Annotated in this window: 15 protein-coding genes; 6 read left to right on the top strand and 9 right to left on the bottom strand. The window is 46.1% G+C overall.

Annotated elements, in window-relative coordinates; all coding sequences use genetic code 11:
- The first annotated feature begins 1 nt into the window (after nt 1).
- Nucleotides 2–1,705, top strand: coding sequence for a M56 family metallopeptidase (locus tag FN124_RS18780; RefSeq protein WP_142686288.1), 1,704 nt, complete (start codon nt 2–4; stop codon nt 1,703–1,705).
- A gap of 210 nt (nt 1,706–1,915) precedes the next feature.
- Here FN124_RS18780 and FN124_RS18775 read toward each other — a convergent pair whose 3' ends face one another.
- Complete coding sequence (locus tag FN124_RS18775; RefSeq protein WP_142686287.1) at nt 1,916–3,091, bottom strand: AIR synthase related protein; 1,176 nt, start codon at nt 3,089–3,091, stop codon at nt 1,916–1,918.
- A gap of 137 nt (nt 3,092–3,228) precedes the next feature.
- On the opposite strand from FN124_RS18775, the gene FN124_RS18770 reads away from it, so the two are divergent.
- Nucleotides 3,229–4,167 (top strand): bifunctional riboflavin kinase/FAD synthetase, encoded by a 939-nt coding sequence (locus FN124_RS18770; protein ID WP_142686286.1) that lies wholly within the window; start codon nt 3,229–3,231, stop codon nt 4,165–4,167.
- On the opposite strand, the gene FN124_RS18765 is transcribed toward FN124_RS18770, so the two are convergent.
- Genes FN124_RS18765 through FN124_RS18755 form a run of 3 tightly spaced genes read right to left on the bottom strand, consistent with a single transcriptional unit; the run spans nt 4,164 to nt 6,170 of the window.
- The gene (locus FN124_RS18765) at nt 4,164–4,433 is read right to left on the bottom strand and encodes a hypothetical protein (protein ID WP_142686285.1); all 270 of its coding nucleotides are present in this window, start codon (nt 4,431–4,433) and stop codon (nt 4,164–4,166) included. The two genes, FN124_RS18770 and FN124_RS18765, sit on opposite strands and share 4 nt — an antisense overlap.
- Nucleotides 4,434–4,455: 22 nt before the next feature.
- Entirely contained in the window at nt 4,456–5,451 is a 996-nt protein-coding gene (gene holA / locus FN124_RS18760; protein ID WP_142686284.1) for a DNA polymerase III subunit delta, read from the bottom strand.
- A gap of 26 nt (nt 5,452–5,477) precedes the next feature.
- The gene (locus tag FN124_RS18755) at nt 5,478–6,170 is read right to left on the bottom strand and encodes a ribonuclease H-like domain-containing protein (RefSeq protein WP_260607501.1); all 693 of its coding nucleotides are present in this window, start codon (nt 6,168–6,170) and stop codon (nt 5,478–5,480) included.
- Between the two features lie 138 nt (nt 6,171–6,308).
- Between FN124_RS18755 and FN124_RS18750 the strand changes: the two genes are divergently transcribed.
- The gene (locus tag FN124_RS18750) at nt 6,309–7,271 is read left to right on the top strand and encodes a DUF8428 domain-containing protein (protein ID WP_142686282.1); all 963 of its coding nucleotides are present in this window, start codon (nt 6,309–6,311) and stop codon (nt 7,269–7,271) included.
- A gap of 435 nt (nt 7,272–7,706) precedes the next feature.
- A complete protein-coding gene (locus FN124_RS18745; RefSeq protein WP_142686281.1) occupies nt 7,707–8,102 on the top strand; it encodes a response regulator in 396 nt (131 codons plus the stop codon).
- A 78-nt stretch (nt 8,103–8,180) separates the two neighbouring features.
- Here FN124_RS18745 and FN124_RS18740 read toward each other — a convergent pair whose 3' ends face one another.
- A complete protein-coding gene (locus FN124_RS18740) occupies nt 8,181–9,824 on the bottom strand; it encodes an ABC-F family ATP-binding cassette domain-containing protein (protein WP_142686280.1) in 1,644 nt (547 codons plus the stop codon).
- 247 nt (nt 9,825–10,071) lie between these two features.
- Here FN124_RS18740 and FN124_RS18735 point away from each other — a divergent pair, with 247 nt between their 5' ends.
- Both FN124_RS18735 and murI read left to right on the top strand, forming a co-directional pair.
- Nucleotides 10,072–10,734: a carbonic anhydrase gene (locus tag FN124_RS18735; protein WP_142686279.1), complete on the top strand. Its 663-nt coding sequence runs from the start codon at nt 10,072–10,074 to the stop codon at nt 10,732–10,734.
- Nucleotides 10,735–10,736: 2 nt separating this feature from the next.
- Nucleotides 10,737–11,555, top strand: coding sequence for a glutamate racemase (gene murI / locus FN124_RS18730; protein WP_142686278.1), 819 nt, complete (start codon nt 10,737–10,739; stop codon nt 11,553–11,555).
- A gap of 83 nt (nt 11,556–11,638) precedes the next feature.
- Here the strand turns inward: murI and FN124_RS18725 are convergent, their stop codons facing one another.
- From FN124_RS18725 to FN124_RS18710, 4 genes are all read right to left on the bottom strand, one after another.
- The gene (locus FN124_RS18725; RefSeq protein WP_260607500.1) at nt 11,639–13,693 is read right to left on the bottom strand and encodes a S9 family peptidase; all 2,055 of its coding nucleotides are present in this window, start codon (nt 13,691–13,693) and stop codon (nt 11,639–11,641) included.
- Between the two features lie 137 nt (nt 13,694–13,830).
- The gene (locus FN124_RS18720; RefSeq protein ID WP_142686276.1) at nt 13,831–15,216 is read right to left on the bottom strand and encodes a Gfo/Idh/MocA family protein; all 1,386 of its coding nucleotides are present in this window, start codon (nt 15,214–15,216) and stop codon (nt 13,831–13,833) included.
- A gap of 500 nt (nt 15,217–15,716) precedes the next feature.
- A complete protein-coding gene (locus FN124_RS18715) occupies nt 15,717–16,481 on the bottom strand; it encodes a succinate dehydrogenase/fumarate reductase iron-sulfur subunit (protein WP_142686275.1) in 765 nt (254 codons plus the stop codon).
- 63 nt (nt 16,482–16,544) lie between these two features.
- Nucleotides 16,545–18,518, bottom strand: a complete 1,974-nt coding sequence (locus FN124_RS18710; RefSeq protein ID WP_142686274.1) for a fumarate reductase/succinate dehydrogenase flavoprotein subunit — start codon at nt 18,516–18,518, stop codon at nt 16,545–16,547.
- Between the last annotated feature and the right edge of the window lie 6 nt (nt 18,519–18,524).

Genomic DNA, 18,524 nt, shown 5'->3' with positions numbered 1-18,524 from the left:
CATGACAGTCCTGCTCACCTATCTTTCCAAAGTGATCATCTGTTCTGCTGTTCTATACGGCTACTATCATATTGCCCTGCGCAACAACCGTTTCCACCAGTGGAACCGGTATTACCTGATGCTGATCACCCTGATTTCACTGCTCACCCCCCTCCTGCAGATCCCATTGCCGGGCCAGGCGCAGGAATCATCCAGGGTGCTGTCGTATACCGCACGCATTGTGGACCTCCGTGAAACTGTGATACCGGCTAATCCGGGGATCAGTTCCGATGCCATCCTCAATACCCTGTACATTATTGTGATTGGCTTACTGATGATAAGAATACTGGTAAGCCTCTTACGGCTCAAAAGCCTCATCCGCCGCAGCCAGGTACAGGACATTCCTCCTTACCGGTTTGTAAAACACAAGGATATCAAAGCCCCTTTCTCCTTCTTCAATTATATTTTCTGGGATCATCAAACTTCCCTGAATTCGCCCGAAGGACAACAGATATTTAAACATGAACTGGTACACCTTCAGGAGAAACACAGCGCCGATAAGCTTTTCATGGAGCTGGTTACCGCGGCATGCTGGATCAATCCTTTCTTTCACCTGATAAAACGGGAGCTGGCGCTGGTGCATGAATTCCTGGCCGACAAAAAAGCAGCGGGGGAAGAAATAGCCGGCTATGCCCAAACCATCCTGCAGATGGCTTTTCAAAGCAAACAATTCAGTATTACGAACGACTTTTTTCATCCGCCAATAAAAAGAAGAATCCTTATGCTGACACAATTCCATACACCCAGGTTCAGTTACCTCCGGCGCATCATGGTGCTGCCGCTGGCTGCATTCATTTTTTGTTCCCTTGCTTTTGTGGCCGATAAGCGCCCGTCCGCCATTCCGGCGCTTACCATCACAACCACTGCAGCGCCCACTCCTGCAATCGTTCCTGCATCCGCGGTTGCCATGGATACCACGCCTGTTAAAAAGGCAAACAAAACGAAAGACAATGTATATACTTTCGTAGAGCAGCCCCCTTCCTTCCAGGGAGGCGAAGAAGCGCTGGCAAAATATCTTTCTAAAAATATCCGGTATTCTAAGGCAGCAGTGGATAAAAAAATAGCCGGCACCGTGTTCATACAATTTGTAGTAGACGAACAAGGTTATATCAAAGATGCACATGCCGTTGGAAAGAATCCGGGCTTTGGTCTTGTTGAAGAAGGTCTGCGTGTAGTGCAGGCCATGCCGCAATGGATACCCGGCAAACACCAGGGGAAAACAGTTGCTGTACAATTTAACCTTCCCATCCGGTTTGTACTGGAGGCAGGAAAACAAACACCGCCACCACCACCATCACCTGCTCCCGGAAAGACCATTACTTTCCACCCGTCATCAGACAACAAGGAAGTATTCACCTTCGTTGAACAGCCACCACAATTTCCCGGAGGTGAAGAGGCATTGGCACGCTATCTCAATAAAAATATCCGCTACCCCGAAGAGGCGCAGAAAGCCAAAGTTGATGGTACTACCTTTGTACAGTTTATTGTAGATGCAGATGGCTCGATCCGTGATGTGAAAACAGTTGGTGCAAAGAAAGGCTATGGCCTGGAAGATGAAGCGATAAGGGTAGTTAAGGCAATGCCTAAATGGAAGCCGGGCGAACAGAATAAACAACTGGTAGCCGTGCAGTTTAATCTTCCTATCAGGTTTAGTATATCTAATTAACACAACTATAAACAATCAATGAAAAGCCCTGGCTTACGCCGGGGCTTTTTTTGCAGCGAAGATTGTCTGACTCAGGATTACGCTGATTGATTGGATCATTTTGGATTTTTGAAGGATTGGGGGAGCATGAATTTTATTGGCAAATAATATAAATCCATAAAAAAAACCGGTCACTGTATGGTGACCGGTTTTTTTAAAAAATTATCAGGATCAATACTCAAAAGTTCCTGCAGGTGCTTTCACCGTCACTTTCTTTTCTGCCGCCGCTTCTACCCTACCTATAATCTGTGCATCAATATTAAAGCTTTTGGAGATGCTGATGATGTCTGCGGCTATTGCTTCCGGTACATAGAGCTCCATCCTGTGTCCCATATTGAACACCTGGTACATTTCCTTCCAGGGAGTACCTGACTGCTCCTGGATAAGGCTGAACAACGGAGGTACCGGGAACAGGTTATCCTTGATCACATGCAGCTTCTCAATAAAATGCAGCACTTTGGTTTGAGCGCCTCCACTGCAATGCACCATGCCGTGGATCTGCGGGCGGAATTGCTCCAGCACTTTCCTGATCACCGGTGCATAAGTACGGGTGGGCGATAGTACCAGCTTACCTGCATCCATAGCGCCAAAGCCCGGGATATCTATTTTATCTGTCAGTGATTTTTTACCACTGAACACCAGGTCGTAAGGTATACCCGGATCAAAGCTTTCAGGGTATTTTTCAGCCACTGCTTTATTAAATACATCATGACGCGCACTGGTAAGGCCGTTGCTGCCCATGCCGCCATTGTATTCCGATTCGTAGCTGGCCTGCCCGTAAGAAGCCAGTCCTACCACTACATCCCCTGCCTGGATCCGGTCGTTGGAAATCACCTCTTCACGTTTCATGCGGCAGGTAACTGTAGAGTCTACAATAATAGTGCGTACCAGGTCGCCCACATCGGCGGTTTCTCCACCGGTGGAATAGATACTGATACCGTGATTACGCAGTTCCGCAAGGATTTCTTCCGTACCATTGATGATAGCAGCAATCACCTCGCCGGGCAGCAATTGCTTATTCCGCCCGATAGTGGAAGAAAGAAGGATATTGTCGGTGGCGCCTACGCAAAGCAGGTCGTCCATGTTCATTATAATAGCATCCTGGGCAATGCCTTTCCATACGCCCAGATCCCCGGTTTCTTTCCAATAAATGTAAGCCAGGGAGGATTTGGTACCGGCTCCATCTGCGTGCATGATATTACAGTAGGCTTCATCGCCTCCTAAAATATCGGGTACAATTTTGCAGAATGCTTTAGGGAAAAGCCCCTTATCAATGTTCTTAATGGCATTATGCACATCTTCCTTACCTGCTGAAACACCACGTTTGGCGTAAATATTATTATCCACCGGGAAATAAATAAATATGTAAATAAAAAATAAACTAAATAAAGATGCTCTTCAGGCTGCAAAAGTAACAGATTCCATGCAGAATGCCCGCCGAATGTGTTAGATTTGCACGGCGATTTTGATAGTTATTGATTTATATGCAGGTTCACAGGGACTTAGACCATTTACCGGAATTCCGTAAGGCTGTTATCACAATAGGCACTTTCGACGGAGTACATGCAGGCCACCGCTTCATTATTGAGCAACTGGAGCAGGCTGCCACTGCCTGCGGAGGCGAAACCGTGATCATTACTTTTGATCCGCATCCACGCGAAGTATTACAGCCTGCACCCAATAACATCCGCTTACTGACTACCTTACCTGAAAAGATCGCTTTGCTGGAGCGCGCCGGGATCGATCACCTGGTAGTAGTACCCTTTACCAAAGCGTTTTCTGAAATGGCTGCCCGCAGTTACCTGGAAGATTTCCTGGTAGCACGTTTCAGGCCGCATACTATTATCATAGGCTATGATCACCGGTTTGGCCACAACCGGGAAGGAGGGCTTGAACTGCTGGAGGCAGAGCAGCAGCAATATGGTTTTACCCTGGTAGAGATTCCGCAGCAGATAGTGCATGACCTTACCGTTAGCTCCACCAAAATTCGCAAAAGCCTGCAGGAAGGCAATATACGGCTGGCCAATGAGTTACTGGATTACACCTATTTCCTCACCGGCAAAGTGGTACATGGCGATAAAATGGGCAGACAACTGGGTTATCCCACCGCTAACCTGCATCTTAGTGATGAAAGAAAACTGATTCCTGCCGAGGGTATTTATGCTGTAAATGCACAACTTAGCGGCAGCAGTAAATTGCTACCGGCGGTAATGAGTATTGGCTTCCGCCCTACCTTCAATGGCACCGACCTTCGCCTGGAGGTGCATATCTTTGATTTTAATGAGGATATTTACGGGCAGGAATTAACCGTTCACTTTGTGGAATACATCCGTTCCAACCTGAAGTTTGATAATATAGATGCGCTGATAGTGCAGATGGATAAGGATTCCGCACAGGCAAAGGAAATATTGGCGGGTGCTTAGAATTCTTCGCCGAGGAAATCTATCGTTTCTTCCCGTTTTTTAAGAGGCTTCATTAAACGAACTCCCCGCCAGAAAAAAAAGGCAGACGCTATTATATAAAAGCACATCGACACAGCTGCGTATGCATCCATTTTAAGGTCTACACTGACCCTTCCATTACCGACTGATACAGTATTCAGCAGCACTATAAAAGCGCAAAAGCTACCCAGAAAGAAAAACAAAATACCGAACAGCGTTCTGAATATCTTTTTTATTTCAACAGCCATTGAAACAGTTTACAGGGATTATTTAATTCATCACCTTATACATCAGCTCCTTCATCAGTTCCCCATCTTCCACACCGCTATCGTTAATGCCTATACTCCGCAGGTTATACTGATGTAACAGCAAAATAGCTTTCTCTGTGCCTTCCGGTCCATACTGACGGGCTGCATTCATGTAATCCTTTACAAAAAACGGGTGCACACCGAGCGCCGAAGCCACTTCTTTCTCCCCTCCTTTTACGCTGAAAATGAGGTTTACTTTCGCGAAAAAGTTATACAGGGCCGGCAACGTCATTTGGATGGGCGCCGCTTTGGGATTAGCGGCAAAATAGGATATGATCCGGAATACTTTGGCAGTATTTTTTTGCCCCAGGGCGTTCTGCAGCTCAAACACATTGTATTCCTTGCTGATGCCCACATACTTTTCAATGTCTGTTTCATCGATCTTTTTCTGGGCAGGCAGATTCACCAGCAGTTTATCAATTTCATTGGCAATACGTGACAGGTCGTTGCCGATATGATCTACCAGGAGAATGGCAGCTTTTTGTGAGATGGCCAGTCCGCGGCTGCTTACATAACCTTCCACCCAACCAGGCAGCTGGTTATCATACATTTTTTTTGTAGACAGCAGCACGCCTTTCTCTTTTATGAGTTTGGCCATTTTACTCCTGCCATCTATTTTGCCCTGTTTATGCGCTACTACAAACACGGTGGAGGTAAGCGGATTATCTATATATGCTTCCAGTTTCAGCAGGTCGCGCATGGCCTGTGCTTCTTTCAAAAGTACCACCTGTCTTTCTGCGAACATGGGATATCTCCGGCAGGCATTGATCACCTGGGTCCAATCCGTATCTTTTCCATAAAGGACTGTGAGATTGAAGCCTTTCTCCGATTCGGGCAGCAGTTCATGTTCAGCATAACTGGTTACCTGGTCAATGAAAAAGTCTTCATCTCCTTCCAGCCAGTATAATGATTTGAATTTCTGTTGCTTCCAATCCCTGATGATGTCCTGGTACTCCATTATTACATTACTTTTCGTCTTTACGACTATTTTTTTACGATGATAATATCTTCCGGGGTCAAAGCCGGTAACCGTTTGAATTTTAACAGCAGCTGTGCTACTGCCAGTACATCTTTCTGGCAATAGGCGGCAATACGTTCCAGGTCTTTTTCCTCCCAGTACACCTTCCCTACCATACTGCCGTCTATATCGTCTTTGGGCGTATCAATGCCCATTACGGCGGTCAGGAGTTTCAGGGAAATGTAATGTTTAAAGTCCCCGAAGCGCCACAGCTGCAGGGTATCCAGCATGGGAACCTCCCAGGGTTTAAATCCATGCAGCTGTAAAGGTTGTGGCAAAGATAACAGATGGATAACAGACCTCCTGCAAATAAAAGGAATATCAAATTCTTTGATGTTATGCCCGGCAAACTGGAACCGGGGATACTTTGCATAGAATTTATTAATTAATTCTAAAAATCCGGAAAGCACAACTGCTTCATCATCATGATAAAACGATTTCAGCCTTAACTGGTACCTGTTATTTTCCAGGCTGAAAAACCCTGCCGAAATGCAAACTATTTTTCCAAATTCGGCGTAGATGCCAGCCCTGTCGACGTATGCTGAGTCATCGTTTCCTGAAACTGGCGCAGTTTTTGCCATTTTCTCCCGCCAAAGCTGTTGCATATCTTCAGATAAGTGCTCTATAGCTGGAGCCGCCGGTGTTGTTTCTATGTCCAACAGTAATAATTGATCTAACGCAATATTTGGAAGCACAATTAAAAAACAGTTTTATAGCTATTTATAAAATAAGAATATTATAAGTACTTTTGAATAACAATTTTTAACCATATAACAAAAAACATAAAACTCACAACTATGACGGAGAACACCTTTAATTCCCCTGCACCGGGATCACCCGGACCAGAAAAACCACGCAGCCGCAATGGTCTAATTTACGGTATTTTAATTGCAGCATTAGCCGGTACCTGGATATATATGTTATATGACAAAAATAAATCCAGCGAGCAAATCGTTCAAAAAAACACCCAGATAGATTCGATCTCTTCTTCCCGTGATGCACTGCAGCAGGAATACAACGCGGCCAATGCCCGCCTGGATGACCTGGTATCGCAGAACACCCGGATGGACAGCCTGGTTAAAACAAAAGATAAAGAAATACAGGATATGAAGGCCAGGATCTCCAGCATCCTGTCCAACAAAAACGCTACACAGGCACAACTGGCAGAAGCACGCCGTTTGATTGAGCAATTGAAATCCAACATCGAGGGTTATACTCAAACCATCGAGCGCCTGGAAGGAGAAAAGATAGTACTGGCCGGTGAAAGGGATTATGCCCGTAAAGAGCGCGACTCAGTGTCTGTTGTAAAAGACAGCCTCAATAAGAAGGTAGACCTGGGATCTGTATTACATGCATCCAACATTAAATTGTTACCGATCCGTGTAAAGAACAACGGTAAAGAAGTAGAAACCAGCAAAGCAAAACGTGCAGATATGATGCGGGTTACCTTTGACCTGGACGACAACCGTATTGCACCCACCGGTGATAAAGAGATCTTCGTAGCTATCACAGCTCCGGATGGTGCTCCACTGGCAGTAGAAGCATTGGGCTCCGGCCGTTTCACACTGGAAGATGGCACTGAAAAACTATATACTGCCAAGAAAACAGTGACTTACACTACCGGCCAGAAACAATCCGTGAGTATGGACTGGAAACAGAATTCCGATTTCAAGGCAGGCGATTATGCTGTTGAAATCTACCATAACGGTTTCAAAATCGGACAAGGTAAAGTAACATTGAAAAAAGGCGGCTTGTTTTAACAGCAATCAGCTTTAATGATAAAGGCAATGGCCGGAACGAAGATCATACTTCGTTCCGGCCATTGCCTTTCAGGGAGAGTGTTCACCAGATTCGTGATATTTTTTTCGCTTATCTCATTTGTTAATGATTAGTTATTGACAAAAACATATATATAAAAATAAAATTAAATTAACGTTCTTTGCTTCACAATTAAAGATAGCCGGAGGCCACTGCACTCCCATGACCAATGCTTAAGAAGAAGAATGTGGCAGGCATACTATAAATGCCGACCCAGCCCATGTTTACGATGAAGGATTTGATTTCAGCCACTTGTTATCCCTGAAGTCAATGCCCCTACTTTGCAACAAACAGGGCCACGTAATTCCTTAACATCGTCTTTTTGTGCGCCTTTTGTTATTATCGGATAAGATAAGAAGCCCAATTAAAACCGAAGCATGGAAGACATGAATAAAATAGTGTACGTTGTAGATGATGATGAAATATTTCATTTCATTATCAAAAAAATGTTGGGGCACCAAAGCAATCATCTGGTAGTTACCTCTTTTCTCTGCGCAGAAGAAGCCCTGGAACAGCTTTCCAGAGCCCCTCAACCTACCTTACCCTCTCTTATCATTCTTGATATGAATATGCAGCGAATGAACGGCTGGGATTTTATTGAGGCATACAGGGGATTAAAAACATCGTTTAAAAATACTATCCCGATCATCATGTGCTCATCCTCTGTGGATGTACGGGACATGCAAAAAGTACAACATACGCCGGAGCTGATGGCGTACATTACAAAGCCCCTTGATAAGAACAAATTAAAGGTAATAGAGGAGTATTTGTAAGAAGATATAAACTCACCATCAAAAAAAGAAGCGAATGACCGGCTGGTCATTCGCTTCCATATTTTTAAGCTATCTCTTTTACGCCGGAACTGCACTACCATACATTTCTTCGCGCAGCGCTTTCACACGTTCATCTGCCAGGTATTCATCAAAGGTCATGAGCCTGTCGATGATACCTTTAGGCGTTAACTCGATAATACGGTTAGCTACTGATTGCATGAAGGTATGGTCATGGGTAGTGAACAGCACCACTCCCTTGTAGTTGATCATGCTTTCGTTGAAAGCCTGGATAGACTCAAGATCCAGGTGGTTGGTAGGCTCATCAAGTATGAGCACATTCGGGTCCTGCAACATCATACGGCTGATCATGCAACGTACTTTTTCACCACCGCTCAGCACTGAAGTTTTCTTCATGATCTCATCTCCGCCAAATAACATTTTACCGAGGAAACCACGGAGGAAAGGTTCATCCACATCTGTTACATGAGGTGGCACGTACTGACGTAACCAATCCATCAGGTTCAGGTCTTTATTGGCAAAGTAGGCAGCATTATCGTTTGGCAGGTAGGCACTGGTTACAGTGGTACCCCATTCAAACTTGCCGCTGTCTGCTGTTGCTTCACTGTTGATCACCTCAAAGAAAGTAGTAAGTGCCAGGTGATCTTTAGAAAGAAATGCGATCTTATCTCCCTTGTTAACAGAGAAAGTAACATCTGTAAAGAGTTTACGGCCGTCTGCCAGCTTCTCCAGTTTTTCCACGTTCAGTATCTGGTTACCCACTTCACGCTGTTGCTTGAAGATGATACCGGGATATTTACGGTTAGATGGCTGTATATCTTCCACCACCAGTTTTTCCAGGGCTTTCTTACGGGAAGTAGCCTGTTTACTTTTGGAGGCGTTGGCGCTAAAGCGGGCGATAAAGTCCAGCAGGTCTTTACGCTTATCTTCCATCTTCTTGTTCTTATCTGCAATCTGGCGGGCCATCAACTGGGATGATTCGTACCAGAAGGTATAGTTACCACTGAAGATCTGGATCTTTGCGCGGTCCACATCTGCCACATGCGTACATACGGCATCCAGGAAGTGACGGTCGTGGGATACCACGATCACAATATTTTCGTAGTCGGCCAGGAAGTTCTCCAGCCAGCCAATGGTTTCCACATCCAAGTCGTTCGTAGGCTCATCCAGCAGGAGGATATCAGGATTACCAAACAGGGCCTGTGCAAGCAGTACCCGCACTTTAAGGCTACCGGCAATATCCTTCATCAGCATACCATGCACTTCTTCTTTCACGCCCAGATCGCTCAGCAACACACCTGCATCGCTTTCTGCAGTATAGCCGCCCATCTCACCATATTCAGCTTCCAGTTCGCCTGCACGCATACCGTCTTCCTCGGTAAAATCTTCCTTGGCATATATAGTATCCCTTTCGTTCGCTATTTCCCAAAGCTTTTTATTACCCATCAATACGGCATTCAGCACCGTAACCTCATCAAACTGGAAGTGGTTCTGCGTGAGCACGCTCATGCGCTCACCGGGAGTGATTTCCACTGTACCCTTATTCGGTTCGATCTCACCGGACAATATCTTCAGAAAAGTAGACTTCCCTGCTCCATTGGCCCCAATCACACCATAACAGTTCCCTTTTGTGAAATTGAGGTTTACTTCGTCAAACAATACTCTCTTACCGAAAGAGAGCGTTACGTTTTTAACACTGATCATGCTGGCTATCAAATTTTGAAGCTGCGAAGGTACTGATTTTATGCGGGGTTTCCAAGAATGAACTATAGCAGACATATCAATAAACAATATGAATAAATATCTTTACAACAACCTTTTATAAATTTTGGGCACGCTGTGATCCAGCGTCAGAAAGAGATGCAATATTTCTTTAACCCTTTCATCGTGAAAGGGTTGTCTGCATATATGCTTTCAATACGTATCTTTAACGCATAAAAATGAAAACCGCATGACAGCATATAAGCAGATATTCGAGAACAACAAGCAGTGGATAGCTACTAAAAAAGCCACAGACGAGCAGTTTTTTGAGAAAATGGCGGACACACAGAAACCAGACTACCTGTATATTGGCTGCAGCGACAGCCGGGTTCCAACCAATGAAATCATGGGCCTTGAAGCAGGAGAAGTGTTTGTACACCGTAATATCGCCAACCTTGTACCTAATATCGATCTCAATGTAATGAGCGTGATCAATTACGCGGTGGTACACCTGGAAGTAAAACATATCATTGTATGCGGCCATTACAACTGTGGCGGCGTAAAAGCTGCCATGCAGGCCAAAGACCTCGGTATCCTCAATCCCTGGTTGCGTAATATCCGCGATGTATACCGCCTTCACATGGATGAACTGAACGCTATAACGGATGAGCATGCACGTTATAACCGCCTCGTTGAACTGAATACGCAGGAACAATGCATTAACGTCATCAAAACTGCAGCTGTACAGAAATCGTACGTGGCAAAAGGTTTCCCCACTGTACATGGCTGGGTATATGACCTGAAGAACGGCGCGCTGAAAGACCTGGAAATAGATTTTGAAGGCGTGCTGCACGAAATACAGAAGATTTATGATTTAACGGGTTCCGGCCTGATGCAAAAAGATACCGAATAAACATGGGCCCGATAGGCATATTCGACTCCGGCTATGGCGGTTTGACCGTACTCAGGGAAATTGTGGCGGAGCTACCGCAGTACGACTATATTTATCTGGGAGACAATGCCCGCGCGCCTTACGGCAACCGCGGCTTTGATACCATTCACACCTACACGCTGGAGTGCGTGCAAAAGCTGTTTGAAATGGGATGCCCGCTGGTAATACTGGCCTGCAACACTGCCTCCGCGAAAGCACTGCGCACTATCCAACAGAAAGACCTGCCGCATATTGCTCCCGATAACCGGGTATTGGGCGTGATCCGCCCTACTTCCGAAATGGTAGGCACCATCACGCAAACCGGTGAAGTAGGCATACTGGCCACCAACGGTACAGTATCGTCTGAATCGTACCCGCTGGAAATCCAGAAGTTTTTTCCACATGTAAAAACACATCAGCTGGCCTGCCCGATGTGGGTGCCGCTGATTGAAAACAATGAACATGAAAGTGAAGGGGCGGACTACTTTGTAAAAGAATACCTGGACAGAATATTGTTGGCCTCACCAGGCATCGATACCCTTGTACTTGGCTGTACTCACTACCCGCTGCTGATGAAAAAGATCAAACAGTTTTTACCGGGAGGTATCACTGTTTTATCACAGGGTAAAATCGTGGCGCACAGCCTGAAAGATTACCTGAAACGGCACCCTGAAATGGAAATCAGGTTGAGTAAACAGCAACAGCGTAGTTTTTATACCACCGACGATCCCGGAATTTTTGATAAGATGGCGGAGATCTTTTACGGTAAAACAGTGGCTTCATCAAAGATGCTCACCAAATAAAAAGAGGGTGTATCGTATTTTCGATACACCCTCTTTTTATTTGATACCTGATGAAGGCCGGCAGTCGTTTAAGCTTCATTTTACTATTTTTCTTTCCCTTCCAGCTTCAACAGGAAGGAATATTCCAGCGCCACTTCTTCCAGCGACTTAAACCTCCCCGAAGCGCCGCCATGGCCGGCTTCCATATTAGTATGCAGCAGCAGTAAATGATGATCTGTTTTCAGCTCCCTTAATTTCGCTACCCATTTGGCCGGCTCCCAGTATTGTACCTGGGAATCGTGTAAACCGGTAGTGACCAGCATATTGGGATAAGCTTTACGCTCTACGTTATCATAAGGGGAGTAGGACTTCATGTAATCATATGAATCCTTGTTCTTTGGATTGCCCCATTCATCAAACTCACCGGTAGTAAGCGGAATACTTTCATCGAGCATGGTGGTAACCACATCCACAAAAGGAACCTGCGCCACAATGCCGTTAAACAAGGCTGGCTCCATATTGGCAACAGCGCCCATCAACAGGCCGCCGGCGCTTCCACCCATTGCGTAAAGATGTACAGAATCTGTGTAGTGCTGCTGTACCAGGAATTTTGCAACGGCTATAAAATCAGTGAACGTATTTTTCTTCTTAAACATTTTGCCATCTTCATACCATTGACGGCCCATTTCCTGACCGCCGCGTACATGCGCAATGGCAAAGGCAAAACCACGGTCCAGCAAACTTAACCGGGTGGAGCTGAATGTGGCATCCATGCTGTTGCCATAGGAGCCATAGCCATACAACAACAACGGTCCTTTGCCATTTTTTTCAAAGGTTTTCTTATACACTATCGACACCGGTATTTTGGTACCATCCGAAGCAGTGGCAAATAATCTCTCTGTTGCATAATCTTTGGGATCATAACCGCCCAGCACTTCCTGCTGACGTTTCAATTCACTGGTCCCTGTTTCCATATTGTAATCATACACCGAGTTGGGTGTGATCATGGAAGTATAATTATACCGCAGTTCCTTACTGTCCATTTCCGGGTTACTGCTTACAGATGCGGTATAAGCCGTTTCTGAAAATGGCAGGTATTTTTCGGTATGGGTTTTATCATTGATGATGCGGATCTGTGTCAGGCCGCCTTTTCTTTCTTCCAATACGGTAAACTCTTTAAACAGCTCCACGCCTTCCAGCAGCACATCGCTGCGGTTGGGAATGAGCTCTTTCCAGTTTTGCCTGGAAGTTTTATCCAGCGGGGTTTCCATTAGCCGGAAGTTAAGAGCGTTCCAGTTAGTGGTGATATAGAATTTATCATCGCGATGGTCCACATGATACAGCATATCCTTTTCCCGCGGATGGAAAATGCGGAATGCATCATTAGGTTTGGAGGCATCCAGGATGCGACTTTCGGACGACAAGGTGCTTTCGCTGTTGATGATAATATATTTGCCCGATTTCGTTTTGGAAACAGCTACATCAAATGTTTCATCCGCCTCATGATACACTTCCTTATCAGCAGCCACACCCAGTGAGTGCCGCATAATACGATCGGCCCTGAGGGTAACGGTATCTTTGCGGGAATAGAAAAGGGTTTTATTATCACTGGCCCAGGTGCTGCCGGCGGTGGTTTCATGGATCTCGTCTGCAAGAAGCTCGTTTGTTTCCAGGTTCTTGATCCGGATAGTATAACGCCGGCGACTTACCGTATCTATCCCGTAAGCGAGCAGTTTCGTATCGGGGCTTACACTCAACCCGGCTACCTGGCAATAGGCGTGACCTGCTGCCAGCTCATTCACATTCAGGATCACTTCTTCGGGCGCTTCCAGGCTGCCTTTTTTGCGGCAATGCACAGGGTACTCCTTCCCTTCCTCGTAACGGGTGTAATAATAATACCCGTTCTTAAGATAGGGTACACTCATGTCTGTTTCCTTGATCCTGGACTTCATCTCGGTGAAGAGTTTTTCACGGAGTTTTTTTTCGGGAGAAAGGATGGTGTCGAGATACGCGTTCTCTGCATTCAGCCAGGCCAGTACTTTCGGATCTTCCCGGTTATTCATCCAGTAATAATTATCTATCCGTTTGTCGCCGTGGATACTGAGCTCTTTAGCTATCTTCTCTGCTACAGGAGGTTTTACATCAACCTGGTCATTCATAGTTTTTTTCTTTTCATTACAAGACAAAAGCACCATTCCCAAAAGCAACCAACAATTACCCTGGAAGTTTTTAAACATAGGAGATAGATTTAAATAGTATGGTTTAACTCAAAAGCAATACAAATTACGAATTCTCCCTACACTATTTTCATATTCACCGGGTCCCAGTTAATCAGTTTTTTGCTGAAGTAGCTTTCATTGGTTACGAGGGCAGGGCCGGCGGCGCGGAGGCCAAATACCGCATCTTCCACCACGGGTTTGCCGGAACGCATGGATTCAAAGAAGTTGGTAAAGTGGTCCAGGCGGTCGTCGTACCCTTTGGGAGCGGCAAAAGCGCTGGATGTTTCTACCGTATTCCGTTTATCTGCGGGATATTTTGCGTTATACTCCTGCACATATTGCGCCTGTTGTTGTTTGGTAAATGTGTTGTAGGTATCCCAGCCCCCATAGCCCGGTGCTTCCGGCAGCTTATGTTTTTTGATTTTGAAGTCGTTCCAGCCCAGTTCCAGTACGCCTTCGGTCCCGATAAAACGGGTGTATTCCCCACCGCCGCTGCCATCGGCAAAATTCACGCGGAGCGTCATCTGGAAAGCAGGATGTTCTTTTGTTTCCGGGTAATCAAAAATAGCTACTACCACATCCGGCACATCGCGGCCATCTTTCCATTGCACCAGGTTGCCGCTGGCGTAAATGGAGGTAGGCCCGAGTGATCCCGTAATAAAATGCAGGCCGGAGATCAGGTGCACAAACAGGTCACCTGGAATGCCGGTACCGTAGGCGCGGTAGTTACGCCAGCGGAAAAAACGTACCGGGTCAAACGGCAGTTTGGCGGTATCTTTCAGGAAAGTGTCAAAGTCTACAGTAGCCGGTGAAGCATCCGGTGGAATGGAATACTGCCAGGCGCCGAGCGCGCTGTGGCGGTCCATCCTTGCTTCCACTACATTCAACTGTCCTATTTCACCGGCCCGGTAACGTTTACGGGCTTCTGCCAGCGCCACGCTGCTAACGCGCTGGCTGCCTACCTGGAAAACGGCTTTGGTACGTTGTTGTGTGGCAATTACCTTGTGACCTTCGTCTATCTGCTGTACCATCGGTTTTTCGCAGTAAACGGCCTTTCCTGCCTCCATAGCGGCAATGGCAATGGTATCGTGCCAGTGATCGGGCGTAGCTACTATAATAGCGTCTATATCTTTCCGTTTCAGCAATTCGCGGTAGTCGCGCGTGGTGTAAACCTGCGGACCGAACACTTCTTTTACTTTCTCAAGGTGACCAGTATACAGATCAGCCGCGCCTACAAATTCCACTCCCGGCACTTTGATAGCCGTTTCCACATCCCCGAATCCCATAATACCCATTCCTACGCAGGCTATACGGATTTTATCGTTGGGGGTTACCCTTTTTTCGGGCTGTAATATCTCTACATGTTCCTGGTCCTTGGCGATGGCGGCCAATTGACCTATACCAAGCAGTGCGGCGGTGCTGCCTATGTGCTTGATAAACTTTCTGCGTGATTGTTCTGACATATGTTTTCTGTTTTTACATTACGTGGAAAAAGCACATAATAATAAAAAAATTTAGAAAGTTAAAGTCGAAAGGATGAGCGGAGCTCAACGCGGGTGTTGTCTGACTCAGGATGATGATGATTTCGCTGATTACCCTGATTTTACTTTTTAGTTTTTTTATAATAATCTGAGGAGATATACGCGAACGTTGTCTTTTTCAGGATGATGATGATTTTGCTGATTATTTTTTTGGAATTGATGAATATTAAGGGAGATGTGCAATGTAGCAGCTTATATCTCCCTTAATACTTATTAAAATTCAAGAGTAAAAGTGAAAATCAGGGTAATCAGCGAAATCATTATAATCCTGAGTCAGACAACACCCGCGCTAAAAAAGAAAGGAGATAGGAATGCCATAACATTCCCATCTCCTTTATATATCATTCAAAAAATAAAATCAGTAAAATCGGCGAAATCATCTGAATCAGTGTTCCAGGACAAAATCCGCTGAAAACATCCGTTTATTTCTCAGAAGAAAAACCTGCAGCAATAAACTCCCTGTTGAGGCGGGCGATATTGGTGAGGGAAATTTCTTTCGGACATTCCGCTTCGCAGGCGCCGGTATTGGTACAGCTGCCAAAGCCTTCCTTATCCATTTGCGCCACCATGTTGAGTGCGCGGGTTTGCCTTTCAGGCTGGCCCTGTGGCAGCAATGCCAGCTGGGAAACTTTTGCAGATACGAACAGCATGGCAGAAGAGTTCTTACATGCTGCCACGCAGGCGCCGCAACCGATACAGGCCGCTGCAGCAAAAGCCAGGTCCGCTTTATTTTTATCTACCGGTAAACAGTTCGCATCCTGTGCGTTACCTGTATTCACGGAAATATAACCACCCGCTTCAATGATACGGTCAAACGCCGATCTGTCTACCGTCAGATCTTTGATTACGGGGAATGCTCCTGCTCTCCAGGGCTCTACCGTGATGGTATCGCCATCCTTGAAAGCGCGCATGTGCAGCTGGCAGGTAGTAGTACCATTCCACGGACCATGTGCACGGCCGTTGATGTGCATGGAGCACATACCGCAGATCCCTTCGCGGCAATCGTGGTCAAATGCTATTGGTTCCTTGCCTTCATTGATCAGCTCTTCATTCACCACATCAAACATTTCCAGGAACGACATTTCAGAAGAAATGTTTTTTGCCTGTAACGTTTCAAATCTACCCTGATCATCTTTGTTTTTCTGCCTCCACACTTTTAATGTGAGGTTCATGTTATAATGTTCCATATACCTTGGACAATTATTTGATTTATAATCCTGGCTAACCGTTAAACAGTTCGCCAATAACCATTATTTATAGCTACGCTGTGTTGGTTTACATTCAACGAATTCCAGTGGTTCCTTGTGCAGTTCGTACTGGCCATCGCCTTTATATTCCCATGCAGCCACATAGCTGAAGTTTTCATCGTCGCGTTGTGCTTCCCCTTCGTCGGTTTGTGATTCTTCGCGGAAGTGACCACCACAGGATTCGCGGCGGTTCAGTGCGTCGATGCACATCAGTTCGCCCAGTTCCAGGAAGTCGGCCACACGACCGGCTTTTTCCAGTTCAGGGTTGAATTCGTTCGCTTCACCGGGAATACGCACATCTCTCCAGAACTCTGCCCTCAGCGCTTTGATTTCTTCAATTGCTTCTTTCAGGCCCTGTTCATTACGTGCCATACCGCATTTATCCCACATGATCTTACCGAGTTTTTTGTGGAAGAAATCGACAGACTTAGAGCCTTTAATGCTCATCAGTTTATTAATGGTGTCTCTTACTTTATTTTCTGCTTCCACGAAAGCAGGATGGTCGGTAGGGATTGCTTTTGTGCGGATCTCATCTGCCAGGTAATTACCTACAGTGTAAGGGATCACGAAATAACCATCGGCCAGGCCCTGCATCAGTGCAGATGCTCCGAGGCGGTTAGCGCCGTGATCGGAGAAGTTTGCTTCTCCCAGGGAATACAGGCCGGGAACAGTGGTTCCCAGTTCATAATCTACCCAAAGGCCACCCATTGTATAGTGTACCGCAGGATAGATACGCATGGGCAGTTCGTAGGGATTTTCACCGGTGATCTTGGCGTACATGTCGAACAGGTTACCATATTTTTCGGCTACTACTTCTTTACCCAGTTTAATGATCTCTTCTTTGGAAGCATTAGTGATCTGGCGTTTACCCACTTCAATGTTGCCATAGCGTTCGATCGCGGCGGCAAAGTCGAGGTACACTGCCTGTTTGGAAGTACCTACGCCATAACCGGCATCGCATCTTTCTTTTGCTGCACGGGAAGCCACGTCGCGGGGAACAAGGTTACCGAATGCAGGATATCTTCTTTCCAGGTAATAATCCCTTTCTTCTTCAGGAATTTCGCTGGCTTTGCGGGTATCGTTCTGTTTTTTGGGCACCCAGATACGGCCATCGTTACGCAGTGATTCTGACATGAGGGTCAGTTTTGACTGGTGATCGCCTGACACGGGGATACAGGTAGGGTGGATCTGTGTGAAGCAGGGGTTAGCGAAATAAGCGCCATTCTTTGTTGCTTTCCAGGCGGCTGTTACGTTAGAGCCCATTGCGTTGGTAGACAGGTAGAACACGTTGCCATAGCCACCGCTGCAAATCAGTACAGCATGACCGAAATGGCGTTCCAGTTCACCGGTTACCAGGTTACGTGCAATGATACCACGTGCCTTGCCATCAATTTTTACGATGTCGAGCATTTCGTGGCGATTGTACATTTTCACATTACCCAGTGCCACCTGGCGTTCCAGTGCAGAGTAAGCGCCGAGCAACAGCTGCTGGCCGGTTTGGCCTGCTGCATAAAAAGTACGCTGTACCTGTGTACCACCGAAGGAACGGTTACTTAACAGGCCACCATATTCACGGGCAAAAGGAACACCCTGTGCCACGCACTGATCTATAATATTACCGCTTACTTCCGCCAAACGGTGTACGTTGGCTTCACGTGCGCGGTAGTCACCACCTTTTACAGTGTCGTAGAATAAACGGAAAACAGAGTCACCATCGTTCTGATAATTCTTTGCCGCGTTGATACCACCCTGGGCAGCAATACTGTGTGCACGGCGCGGACTATCCTGAAAGCAGAATGCTTTTACTTTATATCCTAACTCACCTAACGAAGCTGCTGCTGATGCACCGGCCAAACCTGTACCAATGATGATCACTTCCAGGTTACGTTTATTGGCAGGATTCACCAGCTTACAATGTCCTTTATAGTCTTCCCATTTGGAATTTAATGGTCCGGCAGGAATTTTTGCGTTCAACATATATCC

The organism is Chitinophaga polysaccharea, assembly GCF_902150045.1.
GTDB lineage: Bacteria > Bacteroidota > Bacteroidia > Chitinophagales > Chitinophagaceae > Chitinophaga > Chitinophaga polysaccharea_A.
Note: the sequence above shows the minus strand (reverse complement) of the source record. Positions and strands in the feature narration are given on the sequence as shown.

Excerpts from the sequence above, each read along its gene's own strand:
- holA (WP_142686284.1), bottom strand. The coding sequence starts at position 5,451 with ATGGAGTACCAGGACATCATCAGGGATTGGAAGCAACAGAAATTCAAA.
- FN124_RS18710 (WP_142686274.1), bottom strand. The coding sequence starts at position 18,518 with ATGTTGAACGCAAAAATTCCTGCCGGACCATTAAATTCCAAATGGGAA.
- FN124_RS18740 (WP_142686280.1), bottom strand. The coding sequence starts at position 9,824 with ATGATCAGTGTTAAAAACGTAACGCTCTCTTTCGGTAAGAGAGTATTG.
- FN124_RS18720 (WP_142686276.1), bottom strand. The coding sequence starts at position 15,216 with ATGTCAGAACAATCACGCAGAAAGTTTATCAAGCACATAGGCAGCACC.
- FN124_RS18750 (WP_142686282.1), top strand. The coding sequence starts at position 6,309 with ATGACGGAGAACACCTTTAATTCCCCTGCACCGGGATCACCCGGACCA.
- FN124_RS18735 (WP_142686279.1), top strand. The coding sequence starts at position 10,072 with ATGACAGCATATAAGCAGATATTCGAGAACAACAAGCAGTGGATAGCT.
- FN124_RS18765 (WP_142686285.1), bottom strand. The coding sequence starts at position 4,433 with ATGGCTGTTGAAATAAAAAAGATATTCAGAACGCTGTTCGGTATTTTG.
- murI (WP_142686278.1), top strand. The coding sequence starts at position 10,737 with ATGGGCCCGATAGGCATATTCGACTCCGGCTATGGCGGTTTGACCGTA.
- FN124_RS18770 (WP_142686286.1), top strand. The coding sequence starts at position 3,229 with ATGCAGGTTCACAGGGACTTAGACCATTTACCGGAATTCCGTAAGGCT.
- FN124_RS18725 (WP_260607500.1), bottom strand. The coding sequence starts at position 13,693 with ATGAATGACCAGGTTGATGTAAAACCTCCTGTAGCAGAGAAGATAGCT.
- FN124_RS18715 (WP_142686275.1), bottom strand. The coding sequence starts at position 16,481 with ATGGAACATTATAACATGAACCTCACATTAAAAGTGTGGAGGCAGAAA.
- FN124_RS18745 (WP_142686281.1), top strand. The coding sequence starts at position 7,707 with ATGGAAGACATGAATAAAATAGTGTACGTTGTAGATGATGATGAAATA.
- FN124_RS18780 (WP_142686288.1), top strand. The coding sequence starts at position 2 with ATGACAGTCCTGCTCACCTATCTTTCCAAAGTGATCATCTGTTCTGCT.